The organism is Alphaproteobacteria bacterium PA2 (genome assembly GCA_002256425.1).
Taxonomy (GTDB): Bacteria; Pseudomonadota; Alphaproteobacteria; order Caulobacterales; family Caulobacteraceae; genus Phenylobacterium.
Window position 1 is genome coordinate 2,893,748 of the sequence record NKIZ01000001.1, and the last position, 24,897, is coordinate 2,918,644.

General features: G+C 64.9%; 25 protein-coding genes and 1 pseudogene. 17 read left to right on the forward strand and 9 right to left on the reverse strand.

Annotated features, from left to right (window positions below):
- The first annotated feature begins 3 nt into the window (after positions 1–3).
- The 3 genes from CFE28_13915 to CFE28_13925 all read left to right on the forward strand — a co-directional run bounded on the left by CFE28_13915 (position 4) and on the right by CFE28_13925 (position 2,272).
- Complete coding sequence (locus tag CFE28_13915) at positions 4–1,272, forward strand: hypothetical protein (GenBank protein ID OYU70991.1); 1,269 nt, start codon at positions 4–6, stop codon at positions 1,270–1,272.
- Positions 1,273–1,364: 92 nt separating this feature from the next.
- The gene (locus CFE28_13920; protein OYU70992.1) at positions 1,365–1,697 is read left to right on the forward strand and encodes a tRNA-binding protein; all 333 of its coding nucleotides are present in this window, start codon (positions 1,365–1,367) and stop codon (positions 1,695–1,697) included.
- A complete protein-coding gene (locus tag CFE28_13925; protein ID OYU70993.1) occupies positions 1,694–2,272 on the forward strand; it encodes a demethoxyubiquinone hydroxylase family protein in 579 nt (192 codons plus the stop codon). The genes CFE28_13920 and CFE28_13925 overlap by 4 nt, the downstream gene beginning before the upstream one ends.
- Positions 2,273–2,285: 13 nt before the next feature.
- On the opposite strand, the gene CFE28_13930 is transcribed toward CFE28_13925, so the two are convergent.
- Positions 2,286–2,837 carry a carboxymuconolactone decarboxylase gene (locus CFE28_13930; protein ID OYU70994.1) on the reverse strand — a complete coding sequence of 184 codons (552 nt, stop codon included), beginning with the start codon at positions 2,835–2,837 and terminating at the stop codon, positions 2,286–2,288.
- A gap of 123 nt (positions 2,838–2,960) precedes the next feature.
- Here CFE28_13930 and CFE28_13935 point away from each other — a divergent pair, with 123 nt between their 5' ends.
- From CFE28_13935 to CFE28_13960, 6 genes and pseudogenes are all read left to right on the forward strand, one after another.
- On the forward strand, positions 2,961–3,227 hold the full coding sequence (locus tag CFE28_13935) for a transcriptional regulator (GenBank protein OYU70995.1): 267 nt from the start codon (positions 2,961–2,963) through the stop codon (positions 3,225–3,227).
- 218 nt (positions 3,228–3,445) lie between these two features.
- On the forward strand, positions 3,446–4,000 hold the full coding sequence (locus CFE28_13940) for a lipocalin (protein ID OYU70996.1): 555 nt from the start codon (positions 3,446–3,448) through the stop codon (positions 3,998–4,000).
- 178 nt (positions 4,001–4,178) lie between these two features.
- On the forward strand, positions 4,179–6,704 hold the full coding sequence (locus CFE28_13945; protein OYU70997.1) for a TonB-dependent receptor: 2,526 nt from the start codon (positions 4,179–4,181) through the stop codon (positions 6,702–6,704).
- A gap of 151 nt (positions 6,705–6,855) precedes the next feature.
- Positions 6,856–7,218, forward strand: coding sequence for a response regulator (locus CFE28_13950; GenBank protein OYU70998.1), 363 nt, complete (start codon positions 6,856–6,858; stop codon positions 7,216–7,218).
- Between the two features lie 124 nt (positions 7,219–7,342).
- Positions 7,343–9,667 (forward strand): annotated as a pseudogene (locus CFE28_13955) (hybrid sensor histidine kinase/response regulator).
- A gap of 248 nt (positions 9,668–9,915) precedes the next feature.
- On the forward strand, positions 9,916–10,338 hold the full coding sequence (locus CFE28_13960) for a hypothetical protein (protein OYU70999.1): 423 nt from the start codon (positions 9,916–9,918) through the stop codon (positions 10,336–10,338).
- On the opposite strand, the gene CFE28_13965 is transcribed toward CFE28_13960, so the two are convergent.
- Positions 10,335–11,894 carry a proline--tRNA ligase gene (locus CFE28_13965; GenBank protein OYU71000.1) on the reverse strand — a complete coding sequence of 520 codons (1,560 nt, stop codon included), beginning with the start codon at positions 11,892–11,894 and terminating at the stop codon, positions 10,335–10,337. The genes CFE28_13960 and CFE28_13965 overlap by 4 nt on opposite strands.
- Before the next feature lie 120 nt (positions 11,895–12,014).
- Between CFE28_13965 and CFE28_13970 the strand changes: the two genes are divergently transcribed.
- On the forward strand, positions 12,015–12,464 hold the full coding sequence (locus CFE28_13970; protein ID OYU71001.1) for an enoyl-CoA hydratase: 450 nt from the start codon (positions 12,015–12,017) through the stop codon (positions 12,462–12,464).
- Between the two features lie 52 nt (positions 12,465–12,516).
- On the opposite strand, the gene CFE28_13975 is transcribed toward CFE28_13970, so the two are convergent.
- Together CFE28_13975 and CFE28_13980 are read right to left on the reverse strand one after the other, a co-directional pair.
- Entirely contained in the window at positions 12,517–13,452 is a 936-nt protein-coding gene (locus tag CFE28_13975; protein OYU71002.1) for an esterase, read from the reverse strand.
- Positions 13,449–14,381, reverse strand: a complete 933-nt coding sequence (locus tag CFE28_13980; GenBank protein ID OYU71003.1) for a hypothetical protein — start codon at positions 14,379–14,381, stop codon at positions 13,449–13,451. The genes CFE28_13975 and CFE28_13980 overlap by 4 nt, the downstream gene beginning before the upstream one ends.
- Before the next feature lie 159 nt (positions 14,382–14,540).
- Between CFE28_13980 and CFE28_13985 the strand changes: the two genes are divergently transcribed.
- The 3 genes from CFE28_13985 (at position 14,541) to CFE28_13995 (ending at position 15,813) form a co-directional block, all read left to right on the forward strand.
- The gene (locus tag CFE28_13985; protein ID OYU71004.1) at positions 14,541–14,795 is read left to right on the forward strand and encodes a hypothetical protein; all 255 of its coding nucleotides are present in this window, start codon (positions 14,541–14,543) and stop codon (positions 14,793–14,795) included.
- 86 nt (positions 14,796–14,881) lie between these two features.
- Complete coding sequence (locus CFE28_13990) at positions 14,882–15,160, forward strand: antibiotic biosynthesis monooxygenase (protein OYU71722.1); 279 nt, start codon at positions 14,882–14,884, stop codon at positions 15,158–15,160.
- 71 nt (positions 15,161–15,231) lie between these two features.
- Positions 15,232–15,813, forward strand: a complete 582-nt coding sequence (locus tag CFE28_13995; GenBank protein ID OYU71005.1) for a hypothetical protein — start codon at positions 15,232–15,234, stop codon at positions 15,811–15,813.
- A gap of 3 nt (positions 15,814–15,816) precedes the next feature.
- Here the strand turns inward: CFE28_13995 and CFE28_14000 are convergent, their stop codons facing one another.
- Together CFE28_14000 and CFE28_14005 are read right to left on the reverse strand one after the other, a co-directional pair.
- Positions 15,817–16,686 (reverse strand): glutathione-dependent disulfide-bond oxidoreductase, encoded by an 870-nt coding sequence (locus CFE28_14000; protein OYU71723.1) that lies wholly within the window; start codon positions 16,684–16,686, stop codon positions 15,817–15,819.
- A gap of 176 nt (positions 16,687–16,862) precedes the next feature.
- Entirely contained in the window at positions 16,863–17,687 is an 825-nt protein-coding gene (locus CFE28_14005; GenBank protein ID OYU71006.1) for a peptidase S1, read from the reverse strand.
- A gap of 110 nt (positions 17,688–17,797) precedes the next feature.
- On the opposite strand from CFE28_14005, the gene CFE28_14010 reads away from it, so the two are divergent.
- From CFE28_14010 to CFE28_14025, 4 genes are read left to right on the forward strand one after another with little or no spacing between them, the layout of a single operon-like run.
- Positions 17,798–18,607 (forward strand): dehydrogenase, encoded by an 810-nt coding sequence (locus CFE28_14010; protein OYU71007.1) that lies wholly within the window; start codon positions 17,798–17,800, stop codon positions 18,605–18,607.
- A gap of 2 nt (positions 18,608–18,609) precedes the next feature.
- Entirely contained in the window at positions 18,610–20,175 is a 1,566-nt protein-coding gene (locus CFE28_14015) for a dehydrogenase (GenBank protein OYU71008.1), read from the forward strand.
- Complete coding sequence (locus CFE28_14020) at positions 20,172–22,268, forward strand: S9 family peptidase (GenBank protein ID OYU71009.1); 2,097 nt, start codon at positions 20,172–20,174, stop codon at positions 22,266–22,268. Before CFE28_14015 ends, CFE28_14020 begins: the two co-directional genes overlap by 4 nt.
- Entirely contained in the window at positions 22,246–22,788 is a 543-nt protein-coding gene (locus CFE28_14025) for a GNAT family N-acetyltransferase (protein OYU71010.1), read from the forward strand. The genes CFE28_14020 and CFE28_14025 overlap by 23 nt, the downstream gene beginning before the upstream one ends.
- A 4-nt stretch (positions 22,789–22,792) precedes the next feature.
- On the opposite strand, the gene CFE28_14030 is transcribed toward CFE28_14025, so the two are convergent.
- The 3 genes from CFE28_14030 to CFE28_14040 form a co-directional block, all read right to left on the reverse strand.
- Complete coding sequence (locus tag CFE28_14030) at positions 22,793–24,136, reverse strand: iron transporter (protein OYU71011.1); 1,344 nt, start codon at positions 24,134–24,136, stop codon at positions 22,793–22,795.
- 13 nt (positions 24,137–24,149) lie between these two features.
- Positions 24,150–24,389, reverse strand: coding sequence for a hypothetical protein (locus CFE28_14035; protein ID OYU71012.1), 240 nt, complete (start codon positions 24,387–24,389; stop codon positions 24,150–24,152).
- Positions 24,390–24,463: 74 nt separating this feature from the next.
- Positions 24,464–24,856 carry a response regulator gene (locus tag CFE28_14040; GenBank protein ID OYU71013.1) on the reverse strand — a complete coding sequence of 131 codons (393 nt, stop codon included), beginning with the start codon at positions 24,854–24,856 and terminating at the stop codon, positions 24,464–24,466.
- Positions 24,857–24,897: the final 41 nt, after the last annotated feature.

The following is a 24,897-nucleotide window of genomic DNA, read 5'->3' on the forward strand; positions in this document are numbered from 1 at the left end:
AAGTTGACCGGCTCAGCAGACCCTGATCGCGACGCCAGCAATGGCGGCAGGCTCAAACAGGCCTGCCGCGACATGTTCGCTGTGCATGAGGTCGAGGCGTTTGGCGAGCGGTTCCATGTGCCGGCGGCGCGGGAGTACAGCTGCCTGTTTTCCTGGGACAGCGGCTATCACGCCCTTGCCCTCCGCCACCTTGACCCGGCCCTGGCCCGGCGGGAACTCGGCGCCCTGTTCCGCGCCAATACCTGCGAGGATGGCCTGCTGGCCCACGAACGGCCACTGCCGGGATCAGAGGCGCGCACCGCCCTGGTCACCGACTGGCTGGGACCCATCTACCGGCCTGACGGTCGCAGCTGGCTGATCGACCCTCCCGTGGGCGCCTATGCCGCAGCCCGGCTCTATCTGGAGGACGCGGCGCCAGACACTGAATTGCTGGCCCTGGCGCCCCGCAGTCTCGAAGCGATAGACCGCCACCGCCTGCTGACCCCGGGCGGCGCGCCCGTCCTGCTTCATCCCCTGGAGTCCGGCGCCGACGTATCGCCCCTGTTCGACGCCCTGGTCGATACCTCAAGCCGCCGCAGCCTGCTGAACGCCCACAAGGCCCTGAGCCAGCATGTCACCGCCGCCGGCTATGACCTGCACAAGGCGCGGGAGACCGGCCACAGCTTCATCGTCAGCGACCCTATCTTCTGCGGCTGGCATCTGCTGGCCCTGGAGGAACTGGCCCTGGCCTGGGGCAAGGCCGGCAATGCCGACAAGGCCAAGGCGCTGGACGCCAGGGCCGGGACCCTGGCCCAGGCCATGGTGCGCGACCTCTGGTCGCCGCAGCTGAACCTCTTCGTGGGCTATGACCATGTGGGCGGCCGGCAGCTGGAGGTCGCGACCCTGGGCGGGATCATCGCCGGGGCCAGCCGCCACATGCGCGCCTCGGGCCATGCCCAGCGCATCATCGAGGCTCACCTGCAGCCGGGAACCTCGAAATTCTGGGGACCCCGGGGCCTGGCCTTCAATCCCCTGGACGGCAAGGTGATCGATCCCAAGGCCCTGCTCTGGCGCGGCGATGTGGTCTGGGGGGCGACCCAGTACTGGGGCTATCTCGTCCTGTCGCGCAATGACCGACCAGCAGACGCCCGGCATGCAGCGGCCCAGATGGCCGGCCTGATCTCCACGTCCGGGTTCCGGGAATTCTACAGCGCGATCAGCGGCGAAGGCTTCGGCGCCGGGGCCGAAGGCGGCTTCACATGGCCCGCCCTGGTGCTGGACATGACGGGCTGATCGGGGATTTGACAAGGTGATGGAACGCCGGTCCCATCTCCCGTGACACCCCATGGAAAATCCTGAGTTCAAGAGTACGGACGGTTCGGCCTATGACCATCAGCTGGGAAGATTTCGAGAAGGTCGCACTCGTCACCGGGACCATTGTCCAGGCTGAGGATTTCCCCGAGGCGCGCCGTCCGGCCTACAGGCTGATGGTCGATATCGGCGGCGGGGTCATCAAGAAGTCCAGCGCCCAGATCACCCACCTTTATTCAAAGGAAGAGCTGGTCGGCAAACAGGTCATCTGCGTCACCAATTTCCCGCCCAAACAGATCGGGCCCATCATGTCTGAAATCCTGGTCACGGGGTTCTACAACGACAGTGGCGAGATCATCCTCGCTGTACCGGACAAGCCGGTTAAGAACGGCCTTAAGCTGGGGTGAAGGCGCCGGGAGAAACCTCACGGGCGCACCTGACAGCGCAAATTCTAAGGGTGAACCATGCGGGCGAGCATGGGGCCATCGCGATCTATCGCGCGCAGATTGCTCAGTTGGGGACCCGGAGCGCCGAACTCACCGGTTGGCTCAATGAGACGCTCAGCCATGAAATACGACACCGAGACGCATTCACAGCCGCAATGAAGGAACGATCGGTGACTCCTTGCGGCGCCTTGGCCATTTGGGGCATCGGCGGCGGCGCCCTAGGTCGAACAATGGCGCTTCTCGGCCCCTTTGGGGTGATGATCTGCACGGCGTCCGTAGAGCGCGTCGTGCATCGCCACCTGCAGGAGCAGGTAGCGTTCCTAGCCGTTTACGATGAAGGGTTGGCGGACTTAATCCGAGACATACAGAGGGAAGAGAACGATCACCTCGAATTTGCGGAAGCCCACCACAACCCAAACAGTCTGGTAGCTAGGGCGCTTTCGTTGGCCGTGGCGGGCGCAACAGCGCTTCTTATTCTGGCTTCGACGCAGGGAAGTTCACTGGGACTGACGGCGCGCTTAAACTCACGCAAATGACCAGGTTGGCGTCCTAACCAACCACCACTTCAAAGCGTGCGGCTGTCGGTTCGAGGGGCAGGTCCAACCCGTTGGCGAGGTAGGCGACCGTTCGGTAAAATCCGCACAGCATGATGATCTCTAAAACCTGCGCCTCGTCATACCAGGCGCGCAGAGCGGCAAACTCAGCGTCCGAAAGTCGGGCGTTGGCGTGCAAGGCGTTGGCGGTGGCGATCAGCGCCCCTTCCGCTTCGCTCCAGGTTTCGCAAGCTCCATCCGATGTGCACGTGGCTGCAATCTCATTGGGCGTCAGGCCTGCAGCCTTCGCGAAGGCGGCGATGTGGACGCCCCATTCGTATTCGCATCCTGCCAAGGCACAGGTCCGGTCGATAAGGATTTCCCGCTCGCGCAAGCTTATGAGCCGGCCATCCAGCAGTGACCCCTCTCGGAATTTTCGCCATGCCCGCGCGCTCCTGCCCACCGTCCGGAACAACACCAGCGGCGGGACGCCTTTTGACATGATCTGATCGAAGTTCGCCTGAAGCTCAGGGCTATAGGGCGGTTCGAGCGGCGCCAGCCTTGGCATGGGTCCAATCCATTGCTATGAATTCAGTAGCGTACTGATGCTACTATTTTCGTAGCAAATCAAGGATTATTTAGCGTGGTTCCAGGAACTAAGGTCCGCGGCTCCCAATCTGGTCGACCGATCATGGCCTTGTTGGATCTGCTGGGCAGACGCTGGTCGCTTCGGGTGATCTGGGAATTGAGAGACGGAGCGCTGACCTCCCGCGAGCTGAGGGCCGCGTGCGATGACGTATCTCCGACTGTGCTGCAGACCCGTATCAATGAATTGCGGGAAGCCGGACTGGTCGACCATCAGCCTGGCGAAGGCTATAGCCTCACCGCCTTGGGAGCAGAGTTTATGCAAGCCTTCGCGCCGCTGAATGCTTTCGCGCAACAGTGGGCGAAGCGTTAGGCCAACAAGTCAAATTGCGCCAGGCATGCAGGCGTCGCTAGAGATGGCTGAACTTAGTCACCTCGCTTCTGAGAAACTTCCCAGATCATCGGCCGACGCCGCTAGCCCCACACCTTTGATCGCAGGGGCGGAATAGGGTGCGACGGGGCCCCTGCGACTCTCAGTGTCCCCTGACATGGCGCAAGGAACCAAGGTCGGCTTCCTGCCGTTGTATCCACATGAACACTCCTCGCGCGTCCGCCTCCCTGACCCTGATCGCCCTCGCCGCCGTGGGACTCGCCGCCTGCTCGTCCCTGACCGCCGGGCCGGTGGGCAACAGGTCGGTGCCGGCCCCCGCAAAGGCCGTCGACCTGACCCGTTATGTCGGGCTCTGGTACGAACTGGCGCGCTATGAGAACCGGTTCGAACGCAATTGCGAAGCGGCGACAGCCGCCTACCGCGCCCTGCCGGACGGTGCGATCGAAGTCCTGAACAGCTGCCACAAGGGAGCGGTCGGCGGGCCTCTGCAGGTCGCAAAAGGGCGGGCCAGCGTGGTCGCCGGAACCCAATCGGCGAAGCTGAAGGTCTCGTTCTTCGGGCCCTTCGCCGGAGACTACTGGGTGCTTGACCATGCCGACGATTACAGCTGGTCGATCGTCGGGGAACCGTCCGGTCGCTACCTGTGGATTCTGACCCGTCAGGCGAACCCGGACACCGCCACCCGTGAAGCCTTGCAGGCCCGGGTCCAGGCCCTTGGCTATGACACGACACTCATTCGCCAGACCGCCCATTAGGCGGAAGGCGGGCTGAGCGCCCTGGTTTCCCGGTCCAGGAAACCACCGTCTCGCCCAACATGTCCGCCCGGAAATAACCGTGACTTAAAACCGTCCCCATATAGGGCCAGACAAGACTGACTCTTCGCGCCGCCGGTTCCTCCCCGGCCTCCGGGTGGCGCGCTCATGGGATTTGAGAATGATTTCGACACGGCAGCGCGCCCTGTGCGGCGCGGCGATAACCCTTTGTGGCCTGTGGGCGCCTGCAGCCCTGGCCCAGTCCATGCCCAGGCCTGCCGCGACAGACAACGATCCGGCGGAGGTTTCCGAACTGGTGGTTACTGGCGCCCGGGCCCTTCCGGGCGCCGTGGTGGGCGACGTGAAGGCCGAGGTGCAGATCTCGCCAGCCGAAATCCGCGCCATGGGGGTGACCTCGGCCGCCAGCCTGCTGGCTGAGCTGGCGCCCCAGCTTCGCAGCAGCGGCGGACGTCGCGGCGGCATGCCCGTCGTGCTGGTGGGTGGTCGCCGGGTGTCGGGCTTCAACGAGATCCGCGACCTGCCGGCCGAAGCCATCCTCAGGGTCGATATCCTGCCGTCAGAAGCGGCTCTGAAATTCGGCTATCCCGCCGACCAGAGGGTGATCAACTTCGTCCTGCGGCCCCGCTTCCGGGCCAAGATCCTCGAGGTCCAGGGGGGTGGCGCCACAACGGGCGGCGCCGCCAACGGGTCGGCCGATCTGGGCTATCTGAAGATCATGGGCGAGAACCGCCTGAACCTGAACCTCAAGGCCTCGGCCAGTTCCGGCCTCACCGAGGACGAGCGCGACGTGGTTTCGGCCACCCCGGTCACCACCATCGGACTTTCCGGTCTTGAGGCCCTCCAGCGCAACCGCAGCCTCACGCCCCAGACCCGCTCGGCCAGCCTCAACGCCGTCTACAGCCGCGCCAGTCTCGGCGGCCTGGCCACCACATTCAACGGAACCCTCGAGACCAGCAGCCGGGAGTCCCGCCTGGGCCTGCCACTGGTCAGCCTGTCGGTCCCGGCCTTCAGTCCGTTCAACAGCGCCACGAGCCCCCTGCCCGTCCTGCGCTATGTGGAAAACAACGGCCCATTGATCCAGTCCAACCAGGGCTGGAGCGGCCACCTGGGCGGGGTGGTGAACAAGGATCAGGGCAAGTGGCGACTGTCAGCGACGGCAGCCCTGGACCATGCCGAGAGCCGCACGGAAAGCGACGCCGGCCTAGACCCAACGGCCATCCAGGCGGCCCTGAACAGTCTGAGCGCGACGGTGGATCCCAAGGGCGCCCTGATCGGTGGCCTGCTCATCAACCGGGCCGACAATACCGCCCGTTCGCAGACCGACACCGCCAATGTCCAGATCCAGGCGTCAGGCCCCCTCTTCCATGTGCCGGCCGGCGACGTGCGGGTGAGCGTCAATCTGGGAGACACCGAAACCCGGCTGAGCACCCTCTCGGTCCGGTCCGGAACCCGCCTCAGCAACGACTTCAGCCGCAGCGCCCAGCTGGTCCAGGGCAATATCGACATCCCCATAGCCAGCACTGGCGGCGGCATTCAGGGCATTGGCGCCCTGTCCCTCAACCTCAATGGCAATGTGACGCCGATCAGCGGCTTCGGAAGCCTGACCTCCATCGGCTATGGCGCCAACTGGAACCCCATGACCGGGGTCAATCTGATCGTCTCGCAGAACCAGGACCATGGCGCCCCCAGCCTGCAGCAGATCGGCGATCCCCTGGTGGCGACGCCCGGGGTCCGGGTCTTTGACTACGCCACGGGCAGGACCGTCGACATCACCCGGCTGGATGGCGGCAATGCGGCCTTGAAGGCCGATGACCGCAAGACCCTGAAGGTCGGTCTGACCTATCGGCCCCTGGCCGAGAAGGACCTGACCCTGTCGGCCAATTATGCGGCCTCGAGGAACTTCGACATCACCGGCTCCCTGCCCGCCGCCACGGCCCAGGTGGAGGCCGCCTTCCCTGGCCGGTTCGTGCGCAATGCCGCAGGGGATCTGATCTCCATCGACAACCGGCCGGTGAACTTCGCCCAGGAGGATCGGCGTGAGGTGAAGCTGGGCCTGAACTATTCCATGCCCGTGGGTCCGCAGCCTGCGCCCGGCGCCTTCCCGCGGCCGCCTGGAGGCGCTCCCGGCGCAGGGGGCGCCCGTCCTGCCGGCGGACCGCCCGGCGGCTTCCGGCCCGGTGGCGGCTTTGGCGGCCCTCCCATGGGCGGACGCATGCAGTTCGCCATCTATGACACCATCGTCCTGCAGGACCGGATCCTGACCCGGGTGGGCGGACCGGTGCTGGACCAGCTGAACGGCGCGGCCTCCGGCAATTCCGGCGGTCAGGCCCGGCACCTGGTTGAGGTTCAGGCCGGCCTTTTCAAGAACGGCATGGGCGCCCGCCTCAACGCCGACTGGACCAGCGCCACCACGGTCAAGGGGACCACCCCGGCCGGAGACCTGCGCTTCTCGGACCTGGCAAAAGTGAACCTCAACCTGTTCGCCGACCTCGGCCAGCAGCCCAAGCTGGTCAAGGCCCATCCCTGGCTGAGGGCCAGCCGGGTCTCCCTGTCGGTCAGCAACCTGTTCGACGCCCATCAGGAGGTCCGCGACGCTTCGGGCGCAACCCCGGTCGGCTACCAGGCCGCCTATCTGGACCCCACTGGCCGCACCTTCCGGGTAAGCCTGCGCAAGGTGTTCTTCTAGGGAGGGGGATCGCCCGGCGCCGCTGCAGGGATATTTGCAGTCTGCGGGAACCATCGGGTCGCTGCGTCGTTCACACCTGTAAGTCGGAAACAGTTCAACCGACATTCAGGGGGCCCCACGCCATGCACTTCGCAACAGACCCGGCGGCCTGATGGCCATGATACTCATTGTCGAGGACGAGGTCTTCATCCGGCAATACGCAGAATGGACCATCCGGGACCTGGGCCATGACATACTGTGCGCTGGCGATGTGGACGAGGCGCTGGGCCATCTCTCGGCCTCCGGTCACATAGACACGCTCTTTGTGGACATTCGCCTGCGCACCCGGAAGGACGGCGGCTACGAAGTCGCTGATCACGCGGTCAGGTATCGCCCCATGCTGAAGGTGCTCTACACATCCGGCAGCCCTCTGACGGCGGAAATGAGCAGCAGGTTCGTCGTTGGCGGCCTTTTCCTGCGGAAGCCCTACACTGCGCCCCAACTGGAAGACGCCTTCGGGGCGGCCTTGAACTAACCCCTCTTGCGACACTCCCCCATTTTGCTCGCGCTGACCGGAATCAGGAAATCCAATCACTGGCACAACTAAGAACCGCAGGGGCGGAAGCCCCCTGCCAGGTAGAACAGCCGATACCAGGGGCGATGAAGCCCCGCTCCAGGCCGGCGCCCTTCAGAACGCGATCTTCAACAGCGCCAACTTCTCGAGCATAGCCACCGACGCCAAGGGGGTGATCCAGATCTTCAATGTCGGCGCCGAGCGCATGCTGGGCTATGCCGCCAACGAGGTGATGAACAAGATCACCCCGGCGGACATTTCCGATCCGCAGGAGCTGATCGCCCGCGCTGCGGCCCTGAGCGTCGAGCTGGGCACGCCGATTACCCCCGGATTCGAGGCCCTGGTGTTCAAGGCCTCCCGCGGCATCGAGGACATTTATGAGCTGACCTATATCCGCAAGGACGGTACGCGGTTCCCGGCCGTCGTGAATGTCACCGCCCTGCGGGATGCCCAGGACGCCATCATTGGCTATCTGCTGATCGGCACCGACAACACCGCCCGCAAGCAGGTGGAGGAAGAGCAGAAGAAGTCCGATCAGCGCCTGCGCGACCAGCAATTCTATACCCGGTCCCTGATCGAATCGAACATTGACGCCCTGATCACCACCGACCCGGCCGGCATCATCACCGACGTCAACAAGCAGATGGAAGCCCTCACCGGCTGCACCCGCGATGAACTGATCGGCGCCCCCTTCAAGGACTACTTCACTGATCCGGTTCGGGCCGAGGCCGGGATCAAGCGGGTGCTGCTGGAAAAGTCGATCACCGACTATGAGCTCACCGCCCGGGCCCGCGACGGCAAGCAGACCGTCGTCTCCTACAACGCCACCACCTTCTATGACCGCAACCGCAAGCTGGAAGGCGTCTTCGCCGCGGCGCGGGACGTGACCGAGCGCAAACGGGTCGAGGTGGAGCTTCAGCTGGCCAAGGCCGCCGCCGAGAGCGCCAGCCGGACCAAGTCGGACTTCCTGGCCAGTATGAGCCATGAAATCCGCACGCCGATGAACGCCATCATGGGCATTGCCGACCTGCTGGCCAAGACCGCCCTCACCCCCGAACAGGACAAGTTCGTCCAGATCTTCCGCCGGTCGGGCGACAATCTGCTGAACCTGATCAACGACATTCTCGACCTGTCCAAGGTCGAGGCCTCCCAGCTGGACCTGGAACGCACGGGGTTTTCCCTCAGCGATCACCTGGAAAAGGTGATGGAAATCGTGGCCCTGAAGGCCCAGGAAAAATCCCTGGCCCTGGTCTGCGAGATCGCCCCGGGCGTCAGCAATGACCTGGTCGGCGACCCAACGCGCCTTCGCCAGGTCCTGCTCAACCTTCTCGGAAACGCCGTGAAGTTCACGGAGGCAGGCAGTGTCTCCCTGAGGGTCGAGCCCGCCGGGGACGGCGCCATACCGACCGCCCTGCGCTTTACCGTGGCGGACACCGGGATCGGCATTTCCGAAGACAAGCTGGATCAGGTGTTCGAGCGCTTCACCCAGGCCGACTCTTCCACCACCCGACGGTTCGGAGGCTCGGGTCTGGGCCTGACCATATCGCGACGGCTGGTGGAGCTGATGGGCGGCCGCATCTGGGTCGAGAGCGAAGTCGACCAGGGCAGCCTGTTCGCCTTCGCTGTGCCCTTCGAGATCTCGACCATCGCCAAGGGCCCGGTCGCCGCCGCGATCGACGCCCGTCGGGACGCACCGCTTCCCGCCCTGCGCATACTGATGGCGGAGGACTCCCCGGACAACTGCACCATCGCCCTGGCCTATCTGGAAGACACCCCCTACCTGGTCGATGTGGCCGAGACCGGATTGCTGGCCTGCGAGATGTTCAGGAACGGCCGCTATGACCTGGTCCTGATGGATCGCCAGATGCCGGTCATGGACGGCCTGACAGCCACCCGGACCATCCGCGCCTGGGAGCAGGCCAATGGCCGCCTGCCCACACCGATCATCGCCCTGACAGCCTCCGCCCTGAAGGGAGACCGGGAAACCTGCCTAGCCGCCGGATGTACGGCCTATCTGACCAAGCCCATCAAGCAGGACGTGCTCCTTCAGGCGATCAGGGACTATTCCGTCGTCGGGCCGTCGGCCATCGCCGGCGCCGCTGTCGGAGGAAACAGTGGATCAATGGCCGCCCTGAGGCTGGCGGGCTTGATACCGGCCTATCTCGACAGCTGTCGGCAGAATGTCATCCAGATGCATGCCGCCCTGGACATGTCCGATTTCGCCCTGGTGACGACTTTGGGTCACAACATGCGGGGCTCGGGCGGCGGCTTCGGCTTCCAGACCATCACAGACATAGGCGCAGAGATCGAAGAGGCGGGAGAAGGCGCCGATGCGGACAAGGCGCGCAGTCTGATCCTGGATCTGTCGAGCTATCTGGACCGCGCCGGAATGGACGTTCGGCCCCATTGAAAGTCAGACCGCCTAGCCCACACCAACCACGGTCACCCCGGCGGAGGCCGGGGTCCAGTTCATAGGTCTCGGCTTGTGTTCAGGACCCGGAATCCGGTCTCCCCGGCAGCCGCGGTTGATGAAACTGGATACCGGCCTTCGCCGGTATGACCGGTGTGGGACATTCCTCCCGGCGTACAAATGACCGCCGAGGTAATTGCGCTGGCCTTGAAAGCCCTGTGCACTGGGCGCCTGCAAAGGAGCGCTCCATGTCTCACAGCTTCCACAAGCTCTGGCTCAAGGTCACAGCCGTTGTCGTCGGATCCTTTGGCCCCGTCTTCTTCCTGGGAACCATGGCCGGGACCCTGGAGCCGGCCCGCTGGTCCCTGGACCTGCTCAGCTGGCCCCTGGATGGCGCGACGACCTATGCCTCGCCAGACACCCGGTTCCTGTCGGCCCTCACAGGGGGCTTCCTGCTGGGCTGGGGGGTTATGATCTGGTGTCTGTCCACCTGGGTCTACGACCTGGCGCCCGAGCCAGTACGCAGGACCGTGCTGACCGGCGTCCTGGCCTGGTTCTTCCTGGACAGCGCCGGATCAATCGCCTCAAGCAATCCCTCCAACGCCGCCTTCAATGTGATCGTCTTGCTGCTGGCCGTCGGGCCCCTCTGGCGTCCCGCAAAGGACGCCTAGTACGACCGCCCGATCAGCACCTCTTCCACACCAGGCGCGCCGGTGAAGATGCAAGTTCCGAAGGTCGACGGCTGATCCATGGGCGCATTGCGGATGGTCAGCTTCTGGGCCTTGAGACGCTTGTCCACCTCTTCCAGGGCCTCGCCGGTCGGGCGGGACCAGGCCACCCGGACCCAGCCCTTGAAGGCTAGGGTGTCCTCGTCATCCTCGGCGGCGGCGCCGAAATACTCGGTCAGGCCTTCGAAGGTGGTGACGTCGCGGATGATGTTGGCGTCCAGCCGGGCCTTGGCCTCGTCATAGAGGGCCTGCTGGATCTGGGCGAGCAGGGCCGGAATCCCGGCCACGAACTCATCCCGCGGCAGAGCCTGGCTTTTCACTTTGTCGCCGTCGCGCAGGTCATCCCGACGCATGAAGCTGACCATGCCGGCGACCACGTCACGGGGACCCAGCTCGACAATGATCGGCGCGCCGCGACGCACCCAGTTCCAGCGCTTTTCCGCCGACTTCTGGGCCTTGGTGTCCAGCAAGGCGCGGATGGGCTCGCCGAGCGCAAAGGTCTCGTTCAGCTGGGCCACCAGGGCCTGACCAAAGGCCAGGACCTCGGCGTCCTCGGGCTTGTCCCGCAGCATGGGCACGACAACGATCTGGCGCGGGGCGATGGCAGGCGGCAGGCGCAGGCCGTCGTCATCGCCGTGGGTCATGATGACGCCGCCGATCAGCCGGGTTGAAACCCCCCAGCTCGAGGTGTGGCAGAAGGCCAGCTCGCCGGCGTCATTCTGAAAGCGGATGTTCTGGGCCCGGGCGAAGCTGGTCCCCAGATAGTGCGAAGTGCCAGCCTGCAGGGCCTTGCCGTCCTGCATCATGGCCTCGATGGAATAGGTGGCGTCTGCGCCGGGGAAACGTTCGTTCTCGGGCTTCTCCCCGGCGATCACCGGCATGGCCAGGATGGTCTCGGAAAACACCCGGTACATTTCCAGGGCTTCCAGGGTCGAGGACAGGGCGTCTTCCCGGTCGGCGTGGGCGGTGTGGCCCTCCTGCCAGAGGAATTCCGACGTCCGCAGGAAGAGGCGCGTGCGCATTTCCCAGCGCACCACATTGGCCCACTGGTTGATCTTCAGCGGCAGGTCCCGGTGGCTCTTGATCCAGCGGGAGAAGGCGTCGCCGATGATGGTTTCAGAGGTGGGGCGAACCACCAGGGGCTCTTCCAGCTTGGCCTCGGGATCGGGCGTCAGCTTGCCGTCGATCATCTTCAGCCGGTGATGGGTGACCACCGCCATTTCCTTGGCGAAGCCGTCCACGTGCTGGGCTTCCTTGGCGAAGAAGCTCAGGGGGATGAACAGGGGGAAGTAGCAGTTGTCGACCCCCAGGGCCTTGATCCGCCGGTCCATGACCTGCTGGATCCGCTCCCACACGCCAAAGCCCCACGGCTTGATGATCATGCTGCCGCGCACGGGCGAGGGCTCGGCCATGTCGGCCTCGCGGACAATGGCCTGATACCAGTCGGGGAAGGTGAACTTGTTGCCGGTCATCCGGCTGACGCTGAGCGCGCGTTGCATAGGGGTCTCCAAACAGGCGCCTTCTGTAATCCGCTCCGGCCGGTTGCGCAAAGCTCCCTTGCGCCTTTGCCCGGCAATGCTAAGCCGGAAGATCAAGTTTCAAATCTCAGGGAGAGACATATGAACCCCGTTGAATTTTCGGACCTCGCCGGTCTGGTCGGCCAGGAAGTCGGCGTTTCGGATTGGGTGGAGATCAGCCAGGAGCGGGTCAACCAGTTCGCGGAAGCCACCGGCGACCACCAGTGGATCCACGTGGACGTCGAGCGGGCCACCCGCGAAATCGGCGGCCCGATCGCCCACGGCTATCTGACCCTGTCCCTGATCCCCTTCCTGGGCGCCGGCATGCTGCCGATCAAGGGCGTCACCCGCGGCATAAATTATGGCTCGGACAAGGTCCGCTTCATCAACATGGTCCGGGTCGGCAAGCGCGTGCGCATGCGCCAGAAGCTGCTCTCGGCCGAGCCCAAGGCCGGCGGCATGCAGCTGAAGAACGAGTGCACCATCGAGATCGAAGGCGAAGCCAAGCCCGCCTGCATCGCCGAGACGATTTCCGTCGTCTACGGCGGCTAAGACTAAAGGCCCCCGGCGTCGCAGGTGCGGCGGCCGGGGGACTCTTGTTTCCCTAACGCCACAACCACCTTAGCGACTCCGCAAACACCGCCCCGCCGTGGCGCAGGTTGTGCGCGCCCGTTCCGAATTCCAGGCGACTGTCATACCCCGCAAAGCTGAGCGCCTTGGCCAGGGCCTGGTTGGCCAGGGGCCAGTCGCCGTTGACATTGCAGGCGTCATTGGCCCCGTCCTGCAGGAAGACCCGGATCGGCTTTCTGGGCGTCACGCCCACCATGTAGGCGTAGTTGTGCCCGCCCAGAATGTTCACGAAGGAGCCGCAATGGCTCAGCACCCGGCCAAAGCTGTCGGGGAACTCCCAGGCGCAGGTGAAGGCGCAGATGCCGCCGCTGCTGATGCCGCAGACCGTCCGGTGGGCAGGATCTTCTGAGAAGGTCAGGCCGTGCTCGGCGGCGACCCAGGGCAGGACCTCGTCCTTGAGGAACCGGCCGAAGTCGGGGGTCAGGCTGTCATATTCGAACCGCCGCTGCAGGTTGGCGGCTTCGTTGACCTCCTCGCGGCTCATGGCGGGGTCGGCGGGATGGCGGCCCGGATTGACGAATATTCCGACGGTCGGAGCAATTTCCCCGGCCGCGTGCAGGCTGTCGAGAACCTGGGGCGCCCGCACCGGACCCTTGGACGCCACATAGCCATAGCCGTCATTGAAGATGATGACCCGCGCCGGTTGGCTGCGATCAAGACCTGCCGGGATGTAGACGGAAATGACACGCTGGGTGCCAGGATAGATCGTCGTCCGGTCCCAGTCGGCATGGCGGATCACCTCGCCCTTTGGAACTTCCTCGCCGGGAAAGGCCTCGGGACAGGGGTGATAGGCGCTGTCCCCTGCGTGCTGCAGATAGGCGGCGAACTCGGCCGGGGAATGGCCATTGGCGAACATGTCCTGGGGCAGGTGCAGCCCCAGGCGCATGTAGTTCTCCACATCCATGCTCATGCGGCTTTGGCCTTCAGGGCGGCGCGGTAGGGGCCGAGGTCCCAGCCGGGATAACGCACCTGGGCCCGGCGCAGGGTTTCCTCGGTCCAGAAGGGATGGCCCGGCCTCTGGACGCCGAAACAGGCCAGCTGGTCGGGGGTGGCGTGATTGAAGATATTCCCCCACGGTTTGGTGTGATGGAACGGCCAGGCATGGAAGCCGATGGAGTCATCGCTCGCCGCCCGGAAGCAGACCATGACCGCATAGCGGACCCCGCCCGGCGCGGTCATGTTGGTGCCCCGGTGATAGACGTCGATGGCGTAGGGGGCGATGGAGCCCGCCGGGCTTGCCGTGGACTTCGAAAAGGGCTTCAGGCCCGCCTGCAGCCGGGCGTGGTTTTCAGGGTCTGAATCGAAGGTGGCTTCCGGGCCCGCCACGGTCAGGCTGTCAGGCCGGGTCACATAGTGCATGGGCCCGTGGGCCTCGGTGACATCGCTGAAGTAGCACATGATGGTCACCGAATTCAGCGCCTCGTCCTCCGACGGCACCGTCAGGGTGTGATTGACGAAGTCGCAGTGGAAGGGCTGGTCATAGTCGGACTCGCCGGTGAACTTGGCCCAGGACTGGCACTGGTAGAGATAGACCTCGTCGGTCTTCAGGGCCTGCTTGGCAAACTCGATCAGGGCCGGATGGACGCCGATCAGGTTGAGCGCCGGGGAACAGTCGATGGGCACGGGCTGGATGCCCAGGAACTGGGTGCCGTGGAACCGGCCCACCTGCCCGTCCCGCTTCCTGTCGATCGGGTCAGACGCCTTTTCGGACCCGCCGAACACCTTGACGAAATCGGCCCGGACGGCGGCGACCTCCTCGGGGGTGAAGAAGTTGTGGATCGGGGCGCAGCCCTCCCGACGCCAGGTTTCCACATCCTGCGGGGTGAAACGATCGTGCATTCATCGACTCCAGGGGACACGCCAATGCGGCGGTCAGGACAGGGATATGTGTGATCCCCTTGCCCCTATTTGAAGCCTGCCTTTTGCATTTGCGCCAGCCAAAGCTGTTGAAGCTCGTCCCGCCCACGCTCATGGTGGTCGAAATCGGGAGGACCGCACATGTTCGGACTGGCATTGGCCCTGGCATTTTTGCTGAGCGCAGCTGAAACCCCGGCTGTTCCGCCGGCATCCGACCCGCCCGCCGCAAAGCCCGCAAAACCGCCCAAGCCCCCCAAACCCAAGCTGATCTGCGTGGAGGCCGCCCCCACCGGTTCGCTCTTCCCCCAGACCACCTGCGCCACGGCCGAGCAGTGGGAAGCCCGGCGGCTGAGGGATGAGGACCAGATGCAGCGCAGCCGGGACGTGCCCAATTGAGTCCGCCCGACCCTGACCGGCGAAGGGTTATCGCCTATGCAGGCGCTATCGCCGTCCTGCCCTCCCCCACCAAGGAAGAAAACAAGATGTATGGTCTGATCGGACAGATGATCACCGCCCCTGGCCGCAGGGCCGAACTGGCTGAAATCCTGCTGGCAGGGACAAAGGACATGCCGGGCTGCCGCAGCTATGTGGTCGCTGAAGACCTGACCAATCCGGACGCCCTGTGGATCACGGAAGTCTGGGACAGCCAGGAACTTCACGGCGCATCCCTGAAGCTCCCGGGCGTTCAGGCGGCCATCGCCAGGGGCCGCCCGCTGATCGCGGGCTTTGGCAGCCGGACCGAGACGCGACCCCTGGGCTAGGGCTTGGTGGGACGCCCCTTGAAGGCGCAACAATTCAGGTCTGCTCGAGAGATTTTCAGGAAAACCTTCAGATGAAACCCACCGCCGCCCTGGCTCTCTGCGTCCTCGCCTTCATTGTCGGGTCCGCCCACGCCAAGCCCAGGATGGTCAGGGCGGACGACATCCCCGTCGCCCACACCCCGCCGGGCGGTTACGGCAAGACCTTCCCGGCTCCGGTCCTGGCGACATGCACTGAACCCCTGGCGCCCGGAGCGCCGGACCTGCGGGGCATCTGGAAGACCCTCAGGGCCGAACGCAATGGGGTGACCGCTCCGGAGGGCGACCGGATCTACAGCTATGTGGAGCGGATCGAGCAGTGCGGGAACCGCATTGTCGACATGGGCGGTGGAACCATAGCCGACGCCCGGGCGGACGAGGTTGCGGAACACGGCGTCCACGATGTTTCGGCGTTTGACTACAAGAACCCGATCCATGTGATCGCGACCTATGAGGACAAGGTCTTCATCCTGCGGCCGATCGGCATTCCGGGGATCCAGGTCACCCGCCGGCTGGACGCCGACGGGCACATGATCTGGGTCCGTCCGGATCTGGGCAAACTCACCGTCACCCTGGAGCGGATCGGGGGGCCGAATGACCCCTATACCCGCCCCTAGATCCTAGCTCGGCGGGTTCAGCTTGTCCTGGGTCCGCAGGTCGAAGTCGCTGGCGTCGTGGCGCTCGTGCAGCTGGCTGGAGGGCTCGCCGCTGACCCGGTTGACCATCCGGCCGCGCTTGACGCCGGGACGTTCCGCCAGTTCGTCGGCCCAGCGGATGACGTTGGTGTATTCGTGCACCTGCAGGAATTCGCCGCCCTCATAGAGCAGGCCCTTGGCCATGCCGCCATACCAGGGCCAGATGGCCATGTCGGCGATGGTGTACTCGTCGCCGCACATATAGCGGTTGTCCGCCAGATGCCGGTTCAGCACGTCCATCTGCCGCTTGGTTTCCATGGCGTAGCGGTCGATGGCGTACTCGATCTTGATCGGCGCATAGGCGTAGAAGTGGCCGAAACCGCCGCCGAGGAAGGGGGCGCTGCCCACCTGCCAGAACAGCCAGGACAGGCACTCGGCGCGAGCCGCGGGATCGGTCGGCAGGAAGGCGCCGAACTTCTCTGCCAGGTGCACCAGGATGGCGCCGGACTCAAAGACCCGGAAGGGCTTGTCGCCGCTGCGGTCCACCATGGCCGGGATCTTGGAATTGGGATTGATGTCCACAAAGCCGCTGGAGAACTGGTTGCCATTGATGGCCAGAAGCCAGGCGTCATACTCCGCGCCGGTATGGCCCGCCGCCAGCAGCTCCTCGAACATGATGGTGACCTTCACCCCGTTGGGCGTGCCCAGGGAGTAGAGCTGGAAGGGATGCTTGCCGACCGGCAGCTCCTTCTCCGAGGTCGGCCCGGCGATGGGGCGGTTGATGGCGGCGAAGCGGCCGCCGGCCTCCTTGTTCCAGGTCCAGATTTTCGGCGGGGTATAGGTGGCGTCAGACATGCTCATCTCCCGGGGGCTGCGCTTTGCCGATTGGATGACACGGCGTTCTGACGGAGTCGAGATTGCAGACCAGCAGGACTTCTGAGTTCGCCGATCAGATCACCTGATGATAGATGACAAATATGTTATCTATCAGATGTTTGTCAGACTTTCCTCAAGTTGAACCGAGACGCAAACTACCGCTTTTCCGTGGCATCTCCGGCGGAGGCAGCCTTGGCTTCGGGCGCAGCAGCTGCCGTGGCGGACGCCGGGCTCGCCCCCCTGTCCAGCACGTCGATGGCCTCGCGGATATAGCGGGCGTGGACGACAATCCCGATCTCCAGGCGCTCCTTGTTCAGTTCCACCTGCTGGCTCAGAAGCCCGGCGATGAACTGGGCGGGCGGAGTTCCGGCGGCGCCTGCGCGACGACCGGCTGTCTCGGCCATGAAGACCGGCCCGCCGGAGTTTCCGGGGAAGACGCTGAAGTCCAGCAGGAAGGTCGGATAGAGGCTGGCCGGCGCCACGGGATAGGAGGCCACCCGACCCGACCTCAGGATCGGAAAGCCGGCCCCATTGGCTGACAGTCCCCGGGGAAATCCAAGAGCCATCATCTCATCCCCCGGCCCCACCGCCAGTTTGGCGAAGGTCTGGTCCTCGGCCAGCCAGGTCTTGGGAATGGCGGCGCGGGCGAAGGCCTCGGGGGCGCTCACCCGCATGACGGCGATGTCCTTGTCCGGATGCTGGATCCAGAGGGCGCGGCCCTCCTTGTCCCGGATGGTCAGGGGGGTGGGCGCATAGGTCCAGGACCCGTCGGTGTTTTCCCTGCGATAGCCGATACGGGCTTCGGAACCCGGCATCCTGTCGAAGACGTGCTCGGCGGTCACCAGAACGATCCGCGTCGCGCCATCAGGACCGGCATCAGCGATCAGGAAGCCGGTCCCCACCGTCCGGGTGCCATCACCCAGGGGCTGCTCGAGCTGAACAGTGGCGTGGATCAGGGCCATGGAAAGGTCGAAGGCCATTGCGGTCTCGGGCTCAGGAGGGCGGGTCTGACTGTCTTATAGACCTCACCTTAACGGCAGGCGAAATTGGGGCGCCTTGAGATCGCCATCCGCGCGCGCGATGGTCGGTTATGACTGAGTCCCCACGCCCCCTCGCCCTGGTCACCGGCGCCTCCTCGGGCCTGGGCGCAGAGTTCGCCCGGGCCTATGCCGCCAGGGGTTATGATCTGCTCCTGACCGCGCGGCGGCTGGACCGGCTGGAGGCCCTGGCGGCGGAACTGTCGGCGGCCCACGGGGTCGAAGCCTTCTGTGTGTCCGCCGATCTTGGCGCCTTTGAAGCCGAGAAGCCGATCCTGGAGGCCCTGGCCGCCCGGGGGCGAACGGCCGACGTCCTGATCAACAATGCGGGCTTCTCCATCCCGCAGAGTTTTGGGGCCGTGCCCTGGTCCCGGCAGAGGGATTTCCTGATGACCCTGATCGTCGCCCCCTGCGCCCTGTCCCACGCCGTCCTGCCAGACATGATCGCCAAGGGCGCCGGAAGGATCATCAATGTAGCCTCCATGGCCAGTTTCGCCCCCGGCGCGGCCGGTCACAGCCTCTATCCCGGCGCCAAGAGCCTGATGCTGACCTTCTCCCAGGCCCTGGACGCGGAGTACCGGAGCAAGGGCCTGAAGGTCACCGCCGTCTGTCCCGGATTTACGAAGACCGAATTCGCAGAAGCCAACGCCACCGCCCACCTGATGGACGACGCCCCTCGCCTCTTCTGGCAGTCAGCCCAGACTGTCGTCTCTGCGGCCATTGCAGGGAATGAGGCAGGCAGGGTTGTGGTCATCCCTGGCTGGCACAACAAGCTGGCGGCCATACTGTTACAGCACCTGCCCCAGGGTCTGGTGCGCGCTGTCGTCCAGGCCGGATCGGCCAGGTATCATCTGGGAGACTGAGCATGGCCTCGCATTTTGATGTCATCATCATCGGATCGGGCGCCGGCGGCGCAACCCTGGCCCAGAGACTGGCGCCCAGCGGCAAATCAATCCTGATCCTCGAGCGAGGCGAGCACATTGTCCGCGAGGCCGAGAACTGGGACGCCAAGGCGGTTTTCGTACAGCACCGCTATCGCACCCATGAGCAGTGGCTGGACAGCCGGGGCAGGCCCTTCACCCCCAACACCCATTATTGGGTGGGGGGCAATACGACCTTCTATGGCGCGGCCCTCATGCGCCTGCGGGCCAGCGACTTCCAGGAAGTGAAGCATGCGGGGGGGACCTCGCCCGCCTGGCCGGTCAGCCTGACCGATATGGCGCCCTACTACGCCGAGGCCGAGACCCTGTGGCAGGTCCATGGCGCCCGGGGGGTTGATCCTACCGAGCAGGGTGATGAGCCCCCCTACGCCTTTCCAGCCATCAATCATGACCCCGGCATCGCCCAGCTGCGCGATCACTGGGAGGGCCAGGGCTGGAAGCCCTTTCATCTACCCGTCGGGGTCAAGCTGGATGAGTCCAACCCGGTCACCTCACCCTGCATCAAGTGCAAGACCTGCGGCGGCTTTCCCTGTCTGCTGAAGGCCAAGTGCGACGCCCGGACCATCGCCATCGAGCCCCTGCTGGACCTGCCAAACGTCACACTGCTGACGGGGCGAATGGTTCAACGCATCGAGACCGATCCCAGCGGCAGGACCGCCACCGAGGTGGTCTGTCACACGGCCGGGGGCGAGGAGCGCTGGCGAGGCGACATCATCGTCGCCGCTGCAGGCGCCGCCAATACCGCCGCCCTTCTGCTCCGGTCCCACAGCCCGGCCCACCCCAACGGCCTGGCCAATGGATCGGATCAGGTGGGCCGGAATTACATGTTCCATACCCTGACCGCCATGGTCTCCCTGACGGCGGCGCCGGCGCCCATCCTGTTCCCCAAGACCCTGGCGGTGAACGACTTCTACCACCGCGATCCTGCGGGCGGTTTCGACTACCCCATGGGCCACATCCAGATGCTGGAATACATGAACGGCCAGACCCTGGAGGGGCAGATTTCCGACTGGTTGCCGCCTGCCCTGGTGCCGGATGCCTTCACCAACGCCCTGGCCGAACGCCTGCTGTCCATGCTGGTGATTTCAGAGGACCTGCCCATGCCGGACAATCGGGTCACACTGACCCCCGAAGGCCAGATCAAGCTGACCTATGAGCACAACAATCTCGAAGGCCATGAGCGGCTGGTGAAGACCCTGCGGGCCTCCCTGAACGGCTTCACGGACCATGACCATCCGATTTCCCAGCATCATATCCAGCTGGATTCCCTGCTGCCCCTCTATGGCACCGCCCACCAGTGCGGCACGGTGAGGTTTGGCGCGGATCCGAACAGCTCTGTCCTTGACCCCTGGTGCAAGGCGCACGAACTGGACAATCTCTATGTGGTGGATACGGGCTTCTTCGTGTCTTCCGCCGCCGTAAACCCAACCCTGACCACTGTGGCCAACGCCATGCGGGTCGGCGACCATCTTCTGGAGCGCCTGCGATGAAAGCCCCGGTCGCCAAGCGCGAGCCCAAGACCATCTACCAGGTGAACCGGGTACGCATAGATGACTATGCCTGGATGAAGGACGAGAACTGGAAGGAGGTCCTGCGCGATCCCTCCACCCTCAGGCCCGACATCCGCGAACACCTGAACGAAGAGAACGCCTATACCGACGCCATGCTGGCCGGGACCAGGGCCCTGCAGGCCGAGATGTTCGCCGAGATGAAGGGGCGCATCAAGGAAGACGACAGCTCGGTTCCCAGCCCGGACGGCGCCTGGGACTACTATGTCCGCTACGAGGTCGGCGCCGAGCACCCGATCCATGGACGCCGCCCCCGTGGGCGTATGGACTCAGAGCAGGTCCTGCTGGACGAAGAGGCCCTGGCCAAGGGCAAGGCCTTCTTCCAGGTGGGCGCGGCCCATCACAGCCCCGATCACCGGCTCTATGCCTGGGCCGCCGACGAGCAGGGCTCGGAATACTACACCATCCGGGTCCGCGATCTGGCGACGGGGCAGGACCTGCCCTTCACCATCGACAGCGCCTATGGCGACTTCACCTTCTCACCGGACAGCCAGTGGCTGTTCTGGATCTGGCGGGACGAGAACGCCCGGCCGTCCAAGGTCTATCGCCGTCCGGCCCGGGGCGGCGATGACGTCCTGGTCTATGAGGAAGCCGACGAGGGCATGTTCTTGGGGGTGGGCACGACCTCGGACGACAGCCATCTGGTCATCCATGTGGGCAATCAGGAAACCACCGAGATCTGGCTGATCCCGGCGACGGACCCGACCGCCGCGCCGGCCGTCGCCGAGCCCCGGGAGGAAGGGGTCAAATACGACCTCGACCACTGGACCGACCGCTGGATCATCCGCACCAATGCCGATGGCGCTGTGGATTTCAAACTGGCGAGGTCAGAGGCGGCCGTCCCGGGCCGGACCAGCTGGGTGGACTTCATCGCCCACAGGGCCGGGCGCTACATTACCGGCTTCGCCCTCTATGCCGGCCATCTGGTCCGGGCAGAGCGGGTGGACGCCAATGACCAGCTGGTCATCATGGCCCGGACAGGGGGCGAGCATACCGTCGCCTTCGAGGAGGAAGCCTACGCCCTGGATCTCTCGGGCGGCTATGAATACGAAACAACCCTGACCCGGTTTGTCTACCAGTCGCCGACGACGCCCCGTCAGTGGTTTGACTATGATATGGACACCCGGGAACAGACCCTGCGGAAGACCCAGGAAATCCCGTCCGGACATGATCCATCCCTCTACGCGGCCAGGCGGCTGAATGCGCCAGCTCCGGACGGCCAGATGGTGCCCATCACGGTCCTGATGCGGCGGGACACGCCCCTGGATGGGTCGGCGCCCCTGCTGCTCTACGGCTATGGCTCCTATGGCTACGCCATGGATCCCAGCTTCTCCATCCGCAACCTCTCCCTGGTGGACCGGGGATGGATCTGGGCCACCGCCCATATTCGGGGTGGCTCGGACAAGGGCTGGGGCTGGTTCCTGGATGGGCGCAAGGAGAAGAAGACCAACACCTTCACCGACTTCATCGCCTGCGCAGAATATCTGGCCGATCAGGGCTATGGCGCCCGGGGCCGGATGGTCGCCTATGGCGGGTCAGCTGGGGGCATGCTGATGGGCGCAGTGGCCAACATGGCGCCGCGCCTCTGGGCCGGGATCATCGCCGCTGTACCGTTTGTCGACGTGCTGAACACCATGAGCGACACCACCCTGCCCCTGACGCCGCCGGAATGGCCCGAATGGGGCAACCCCCTGGAAGACGCCGGCGCCTATGACCGGATCGCCGGCTACAGCCCCTATGACAATGTGGACGCCCGCCCCTATCCGCCCATACTGGCGACGGGAGGCCTGTCGGATCCCCGGGTCACCTATTGGGAGCCGCAGAAGTGGGTGGCCAAGCTGCGGGCCAGGACCACCTCGGAATCGCCTGTCCTGCTGAAGATCAATATGGAAGCCGGGCACGGCGGCGCGTCGGGACGGTTTGACTTCCTCAAGGAGATCGCCCTGGATTATGCCTTTGCGATCTGGGCCATGGAGCGGGGTTGGGAGCAGGATGATCATAAGACCCTCGACTGAGGCTGACGTCGAGGCCCTGGCGGCGATCTATGGCCACCATGTCCTGCACGGGTTCGGGACCTTCGATGAGATTCCCCCCTCCCCTGCCGACATGCTGACCCGCAGGGCGGCGATCGTGGCCCTGGGCCTGCCCCACCTGGTTGCTGAGGCTGATGGCAGGGTGCTGGGCTATGCCTATGCCAGCGCCTACCGGCCCCGGACCGGCTATCGCTACACCGCCGAAGACAGCGTTTATGTGGCGCCGGACGCCATTGGCATGGGTGTGGGCCGCGCCGTGCTGACAGAGGTGATCCGGCTTTGCGAGGAGAAGGGGCTGCGCCAGATCATCGCGGTGATCGGAGACTCCGGAAACGCCGCGTCCATCGGACTGCACACCGCCCTGGGCTTCGAGCCGATCGGCGCCGTGAAGAATGTCGGCTTCAAGCATGGCCGTTGGGTGGACACCTATCTCATGCAGCTTTCCCTGAATGGCGGCGCCACCGTGCCGCCAGACAATCCGGGCCTGAAACTGGGCGGCTGAAGTCCTATCGGCCCCAGGTGGCGAACATGCCCACCGACGCCAGCAACATGACCCCTGATGCCACCCATCCGACAAGTTTGAGGCCACCCGGCAGGGTGAAGTCGCCCATGACCTTCCGGCTGGAGGACAGGACCATCATCATGACCATGATCGGGGTGGCGACGACGCCATTGACCACGGCGCTCCAGAACAGGGCCTTGATCGGATCAATGGCGCTGAAGTTGAGGCCGATCCCCACCAGGGTGGCGGCAGCTATGGTGGCGTAGAAGGCCGGCGCCCGGCGGGGCTTGCGCGCCAGACCCACATGCCAGCCAAAGGTCTCCCCCAGGGCGAAGGCGGCTGATCCGGCCAGAATGGGCAGGCCCAGCAGGCCCGTGCCGATAATGCCAAGGGCGAAGACGAGGAAGACGAAGGGCCCGGCTATGGGCTTGAGGGCCAGGGCCGCTTCAGCCGAGGTCCTGATGTCCGTCACCCCATGGGCATGCAGGGTGACGGCCGTGGAAATGATGATGAACAGGGCGACCAGATGGGCGAAGGCCATGCCCACATAGGTGTCGATGCGGATACGGCGGAATTCGGCACTGGCCTGGTCGGGGGCGCGGATCAGGGGCTTGGCGCCTGTCCGCTCCTTGACCTCCTCCACCTCTTCCTCGGCCTGCCAGAAGAAGAGGTAGGGACTGATGGTCGTGCCGAGAATGGCGACCACCATGGTCAGGTAGCTGGCTTCAAAAGTGATGTTGGGCGCCAGGAGGTGATAGCCCACGGTCGCCCAGGGCGTCTTCACCACAAAGGCCACGGCCACATAGGCGAACAGGGACAGGGTCAGCCATTTGAGGATGGAGACATAGCGGGAGTACCGCATGAAGACCTCCAGCAGGACCGAAGCCACGCCGAAGGCCGCCACATAGGCCAGCTGGGGTCCGCCGACCAACAGCTTGAGGGCTGCGGCCATGGCGCCCAGGTCCGCCCCAAGGTTGATGGTGTTGGCGACCACCAGCAGGCCGACGACCGTGACCAGAACGGGCCTTGGGAAGTGGAGCTTGATGACCCCGGCCAGGCCGCGGCCCGTGACCCGGCCAATGCGGGCGCTGACCTCCTGGATGGCGCACAGGAGCGGCAGGCTGAAGAGGATCACCCAGCCGAGGCTGAAGCCGAACTGGGCGCCGGCCTGGGAATATGTGGCTATTCCGCTTGGGTCGTCGTCCGAGGCGCCGGTGATCAGGCCAGGCCCCATAATGCTGAGCAGGCCGGGCTTGTCGGGTTGTTTGACTTCGACCTTGCTGTCGTGGGCCGAGGCGTGCCGGCGGTGAGCCTCCAGCAGACGCCTCTGGAGCGCTGTGCTCCTCATGCCCGGACCAGGTTCATGCCGCCTGCAGCATTCCGGCGATCTGATCCTTCAGGGTCAGCCTCTGCTTCTTCAGGTCTTCGAGCGCGGCATCAGCGAGGGCCTCGACGCCGGACTCAGCCCGGTGAATGGCGCGGTTCACGGTGTGATAGGCGTCGGCAAGTTTGGCGAAGTGCCTGTCGTGGGTCTTCAGGTGATGAAGCCGTTCAGCCTGGTCGGGAAACTCGTCGTGAAGTTCGTGGGCGGCGTGGCTCATGGGGGCGCTCCTTGAAAAGGCCCCTTACATGACATGCATCTGGAGACGACCGCCTTGAGGCAGGTCAACGCGCCCTAGGAGAGAACGGCCGCGTCGCCTTCGCCGCTGGCCAGCATGCGACCGATGGCGTCAAACAGCAGGTCCATGGCCACAGGCTTCATGATCACTTCGTCGGCGCCAGCGCCGAGGCAGTCCTGGCGGATGGTCAGGCCGGTGTCAGCGGTGACGACGATTACCGGCAGCTTGGCCTTGGCGTCGCCCCTGGCGCGGATATGGCGAATGGCCGTCAGCCCGTCCATGCCGGGCATGCGCAGATCCATGAGGATCAGGTCGTAGTCATTGTCGGACACCATCTGCAGTCCGGTCTCGGCCTCTGGGGCCTCGGCCATTTCCACATCGGCGACGCCCAACATGTCTTTAACGACACGGCGGTTCATCGCGTCGTCTTCGACGAACAGGATGCGCACGGGGTATCTCCGGCTTGATCAGGAGCGATCGGTACGAGTTA

Excerpts from the sequence above, each read along its gene's own strand:
- CFE28_13920 (OYU70992.1), top strand. The coding sequence starts at position 1,365 with ATGACCATCAGCTGGGAAGATTTCGAGAAGGTCGCACTCGTCACCGGG.
- CFE28_13930 (OYU70994.1), bottom strand. The coding sequence starts at position 2,837 with ATGCCAAGGCTGGCGCCGCTCGAACCGCCCTATAGCCCTGAGCTTCAG.
- CFE28_13935 (OYU70995.1), top strand. The coding sequence starts at position 2,961 with ATGGCCTTGTTGGATCTGCTGGGCAGACGCTGGTCGCTTCGGGTGATC.
- CFE28_13940 (OYU70996.1), top strand. The coding sequence starts at position 3,446 with ATGAACACTCCTCGCGCGTCCGCCTCCCTGACCCTGATCGCCCTCGCC.
- CFE28_13945 (OYU70997.1), top strand. The coding sequence starts at position 4,179 with ATGATTTCGACACGGCAGCGCGCCCTGTGCGGCGCGGCGATAACCCTT.
- CFE28_13950 (OYU70998.1), top strand. The coding sequence starts at position 6,856 with ATGGCCATGATACTCATTGTCGAGGACGAGGTCTTCATCCGGCAATAC.
- CFE28_13960 (OYU70999.1), top strand. The coding sequence starts at position 9,916 with ATGTCTCACAGCTTCCACAAGCTCTGGCTCAAGGTCACAGCCGTTGTC.
- CFE28_13965 (OYU71000.1), bottom strand. The coding sequence starts at position 11,894 with ATGCAACGCGCGCTCAGCGTCAGCCGGATGACCGGCAACAAGTTCACC.
- CFE28_13970 (OYU71001.1), top strand. The coding sequence starts at position 12,015 with ATGAACCCCGTTGAATTTTCGGACCTCGCCGGTCTGGTCGGCCAGGAA.
- CFE28_13975 (OYU71002.1), bottom strand. The coding sequence starts at position 13,452 with ATGAGCATGGATGTGGAGAACTACATGCGCCTGGGGCTGCACCTGCCC.
- CFE28_13980 (OYU71003.1), bottom strand. The coding sequence starts at position 14,381 with ATGCACGATCGTTTCACCCCGCAGGATGTGGAAACCTGGCGTCGGGAG.
- CFE28_13985 (OYU71004.1), top strand. The coding sequence starts at position 14,541 with ATGTTCGGACTGGCATTGGCCCTGGCATTTTTGCTGAGCGCAGCTGAA.
- CFE28_13990 (OYU71722.1), top strand. The coding sequence starts at position 14,882 with ATGTATGGTCTGATCGGACAGATGATCACCGCCCCTGGCCGCAGGGCC.
- CFE28_13995 (OYU71005.1), top strand. The coding sequence starts at position 15,232 with ATGAAACCCACCGCCGCCCTGGCTCTCTGCGTCCTCGCCTTCATTGTC.
- CFE28_14000 (OYU71723.1), bottom strand. The coding sequence starts at position 16,686 with ATGTCTGACGCCACCTATACCCCGCCGAAAATCTGGACCTGGAACAAG.
- CFE28_14005 (OYU71006.1), bottom strand. The coding sequence starts at position 17,687 with ATGGCCTTCGACCTTTCCATGGCCCTGATCCACGCCACTGTTCAGCTC.
- CFE28_14010 (OYU71007.1), top strand. The coding sequence starts at position 17,798 with ATGACTGAGTCCCCACGCCCCCTCGCCCTGGTCACCGGCGCCTCCTCG.
- CFE28_14015 (OYU71008.1), top strand. The coding sequence starts at position 18,610 with ATGGCCTCGCATTTTGATGTCATCATCATCGGATCGGGCGCCGGCGGC.
- CFE28_14020 (OYU71009.1), top strand. The coding sequence starts at position 20,172 with ATGAAAGCCCCGGTCGCCAAGCGCGAGCCCAAGACCATCTACCAGGTG.
- CFE28_14025 (OYU71010.1), top strand. The coding sequence starts at position 22,246 with ATGATCATAAGACCCTCGACTGAGGCTGACGTCGAGGCCCTGGCGGCG.
- CFE28_14030 (OYU71011.1), bottom strand. The coding sequence starts at position 24,136 with ATGAGGAGCACAGCGCTCCAGAGGCGTCTGCTGGAGGCTCACCGCCGG.
- CFE28_14035 (OYU71012.1), bottom strand. The coding sequence starts at position 24,389 with ATGAGCCACGCCGCCCACGAACTTCACGACGAGTTTCCCGACCAGGCT.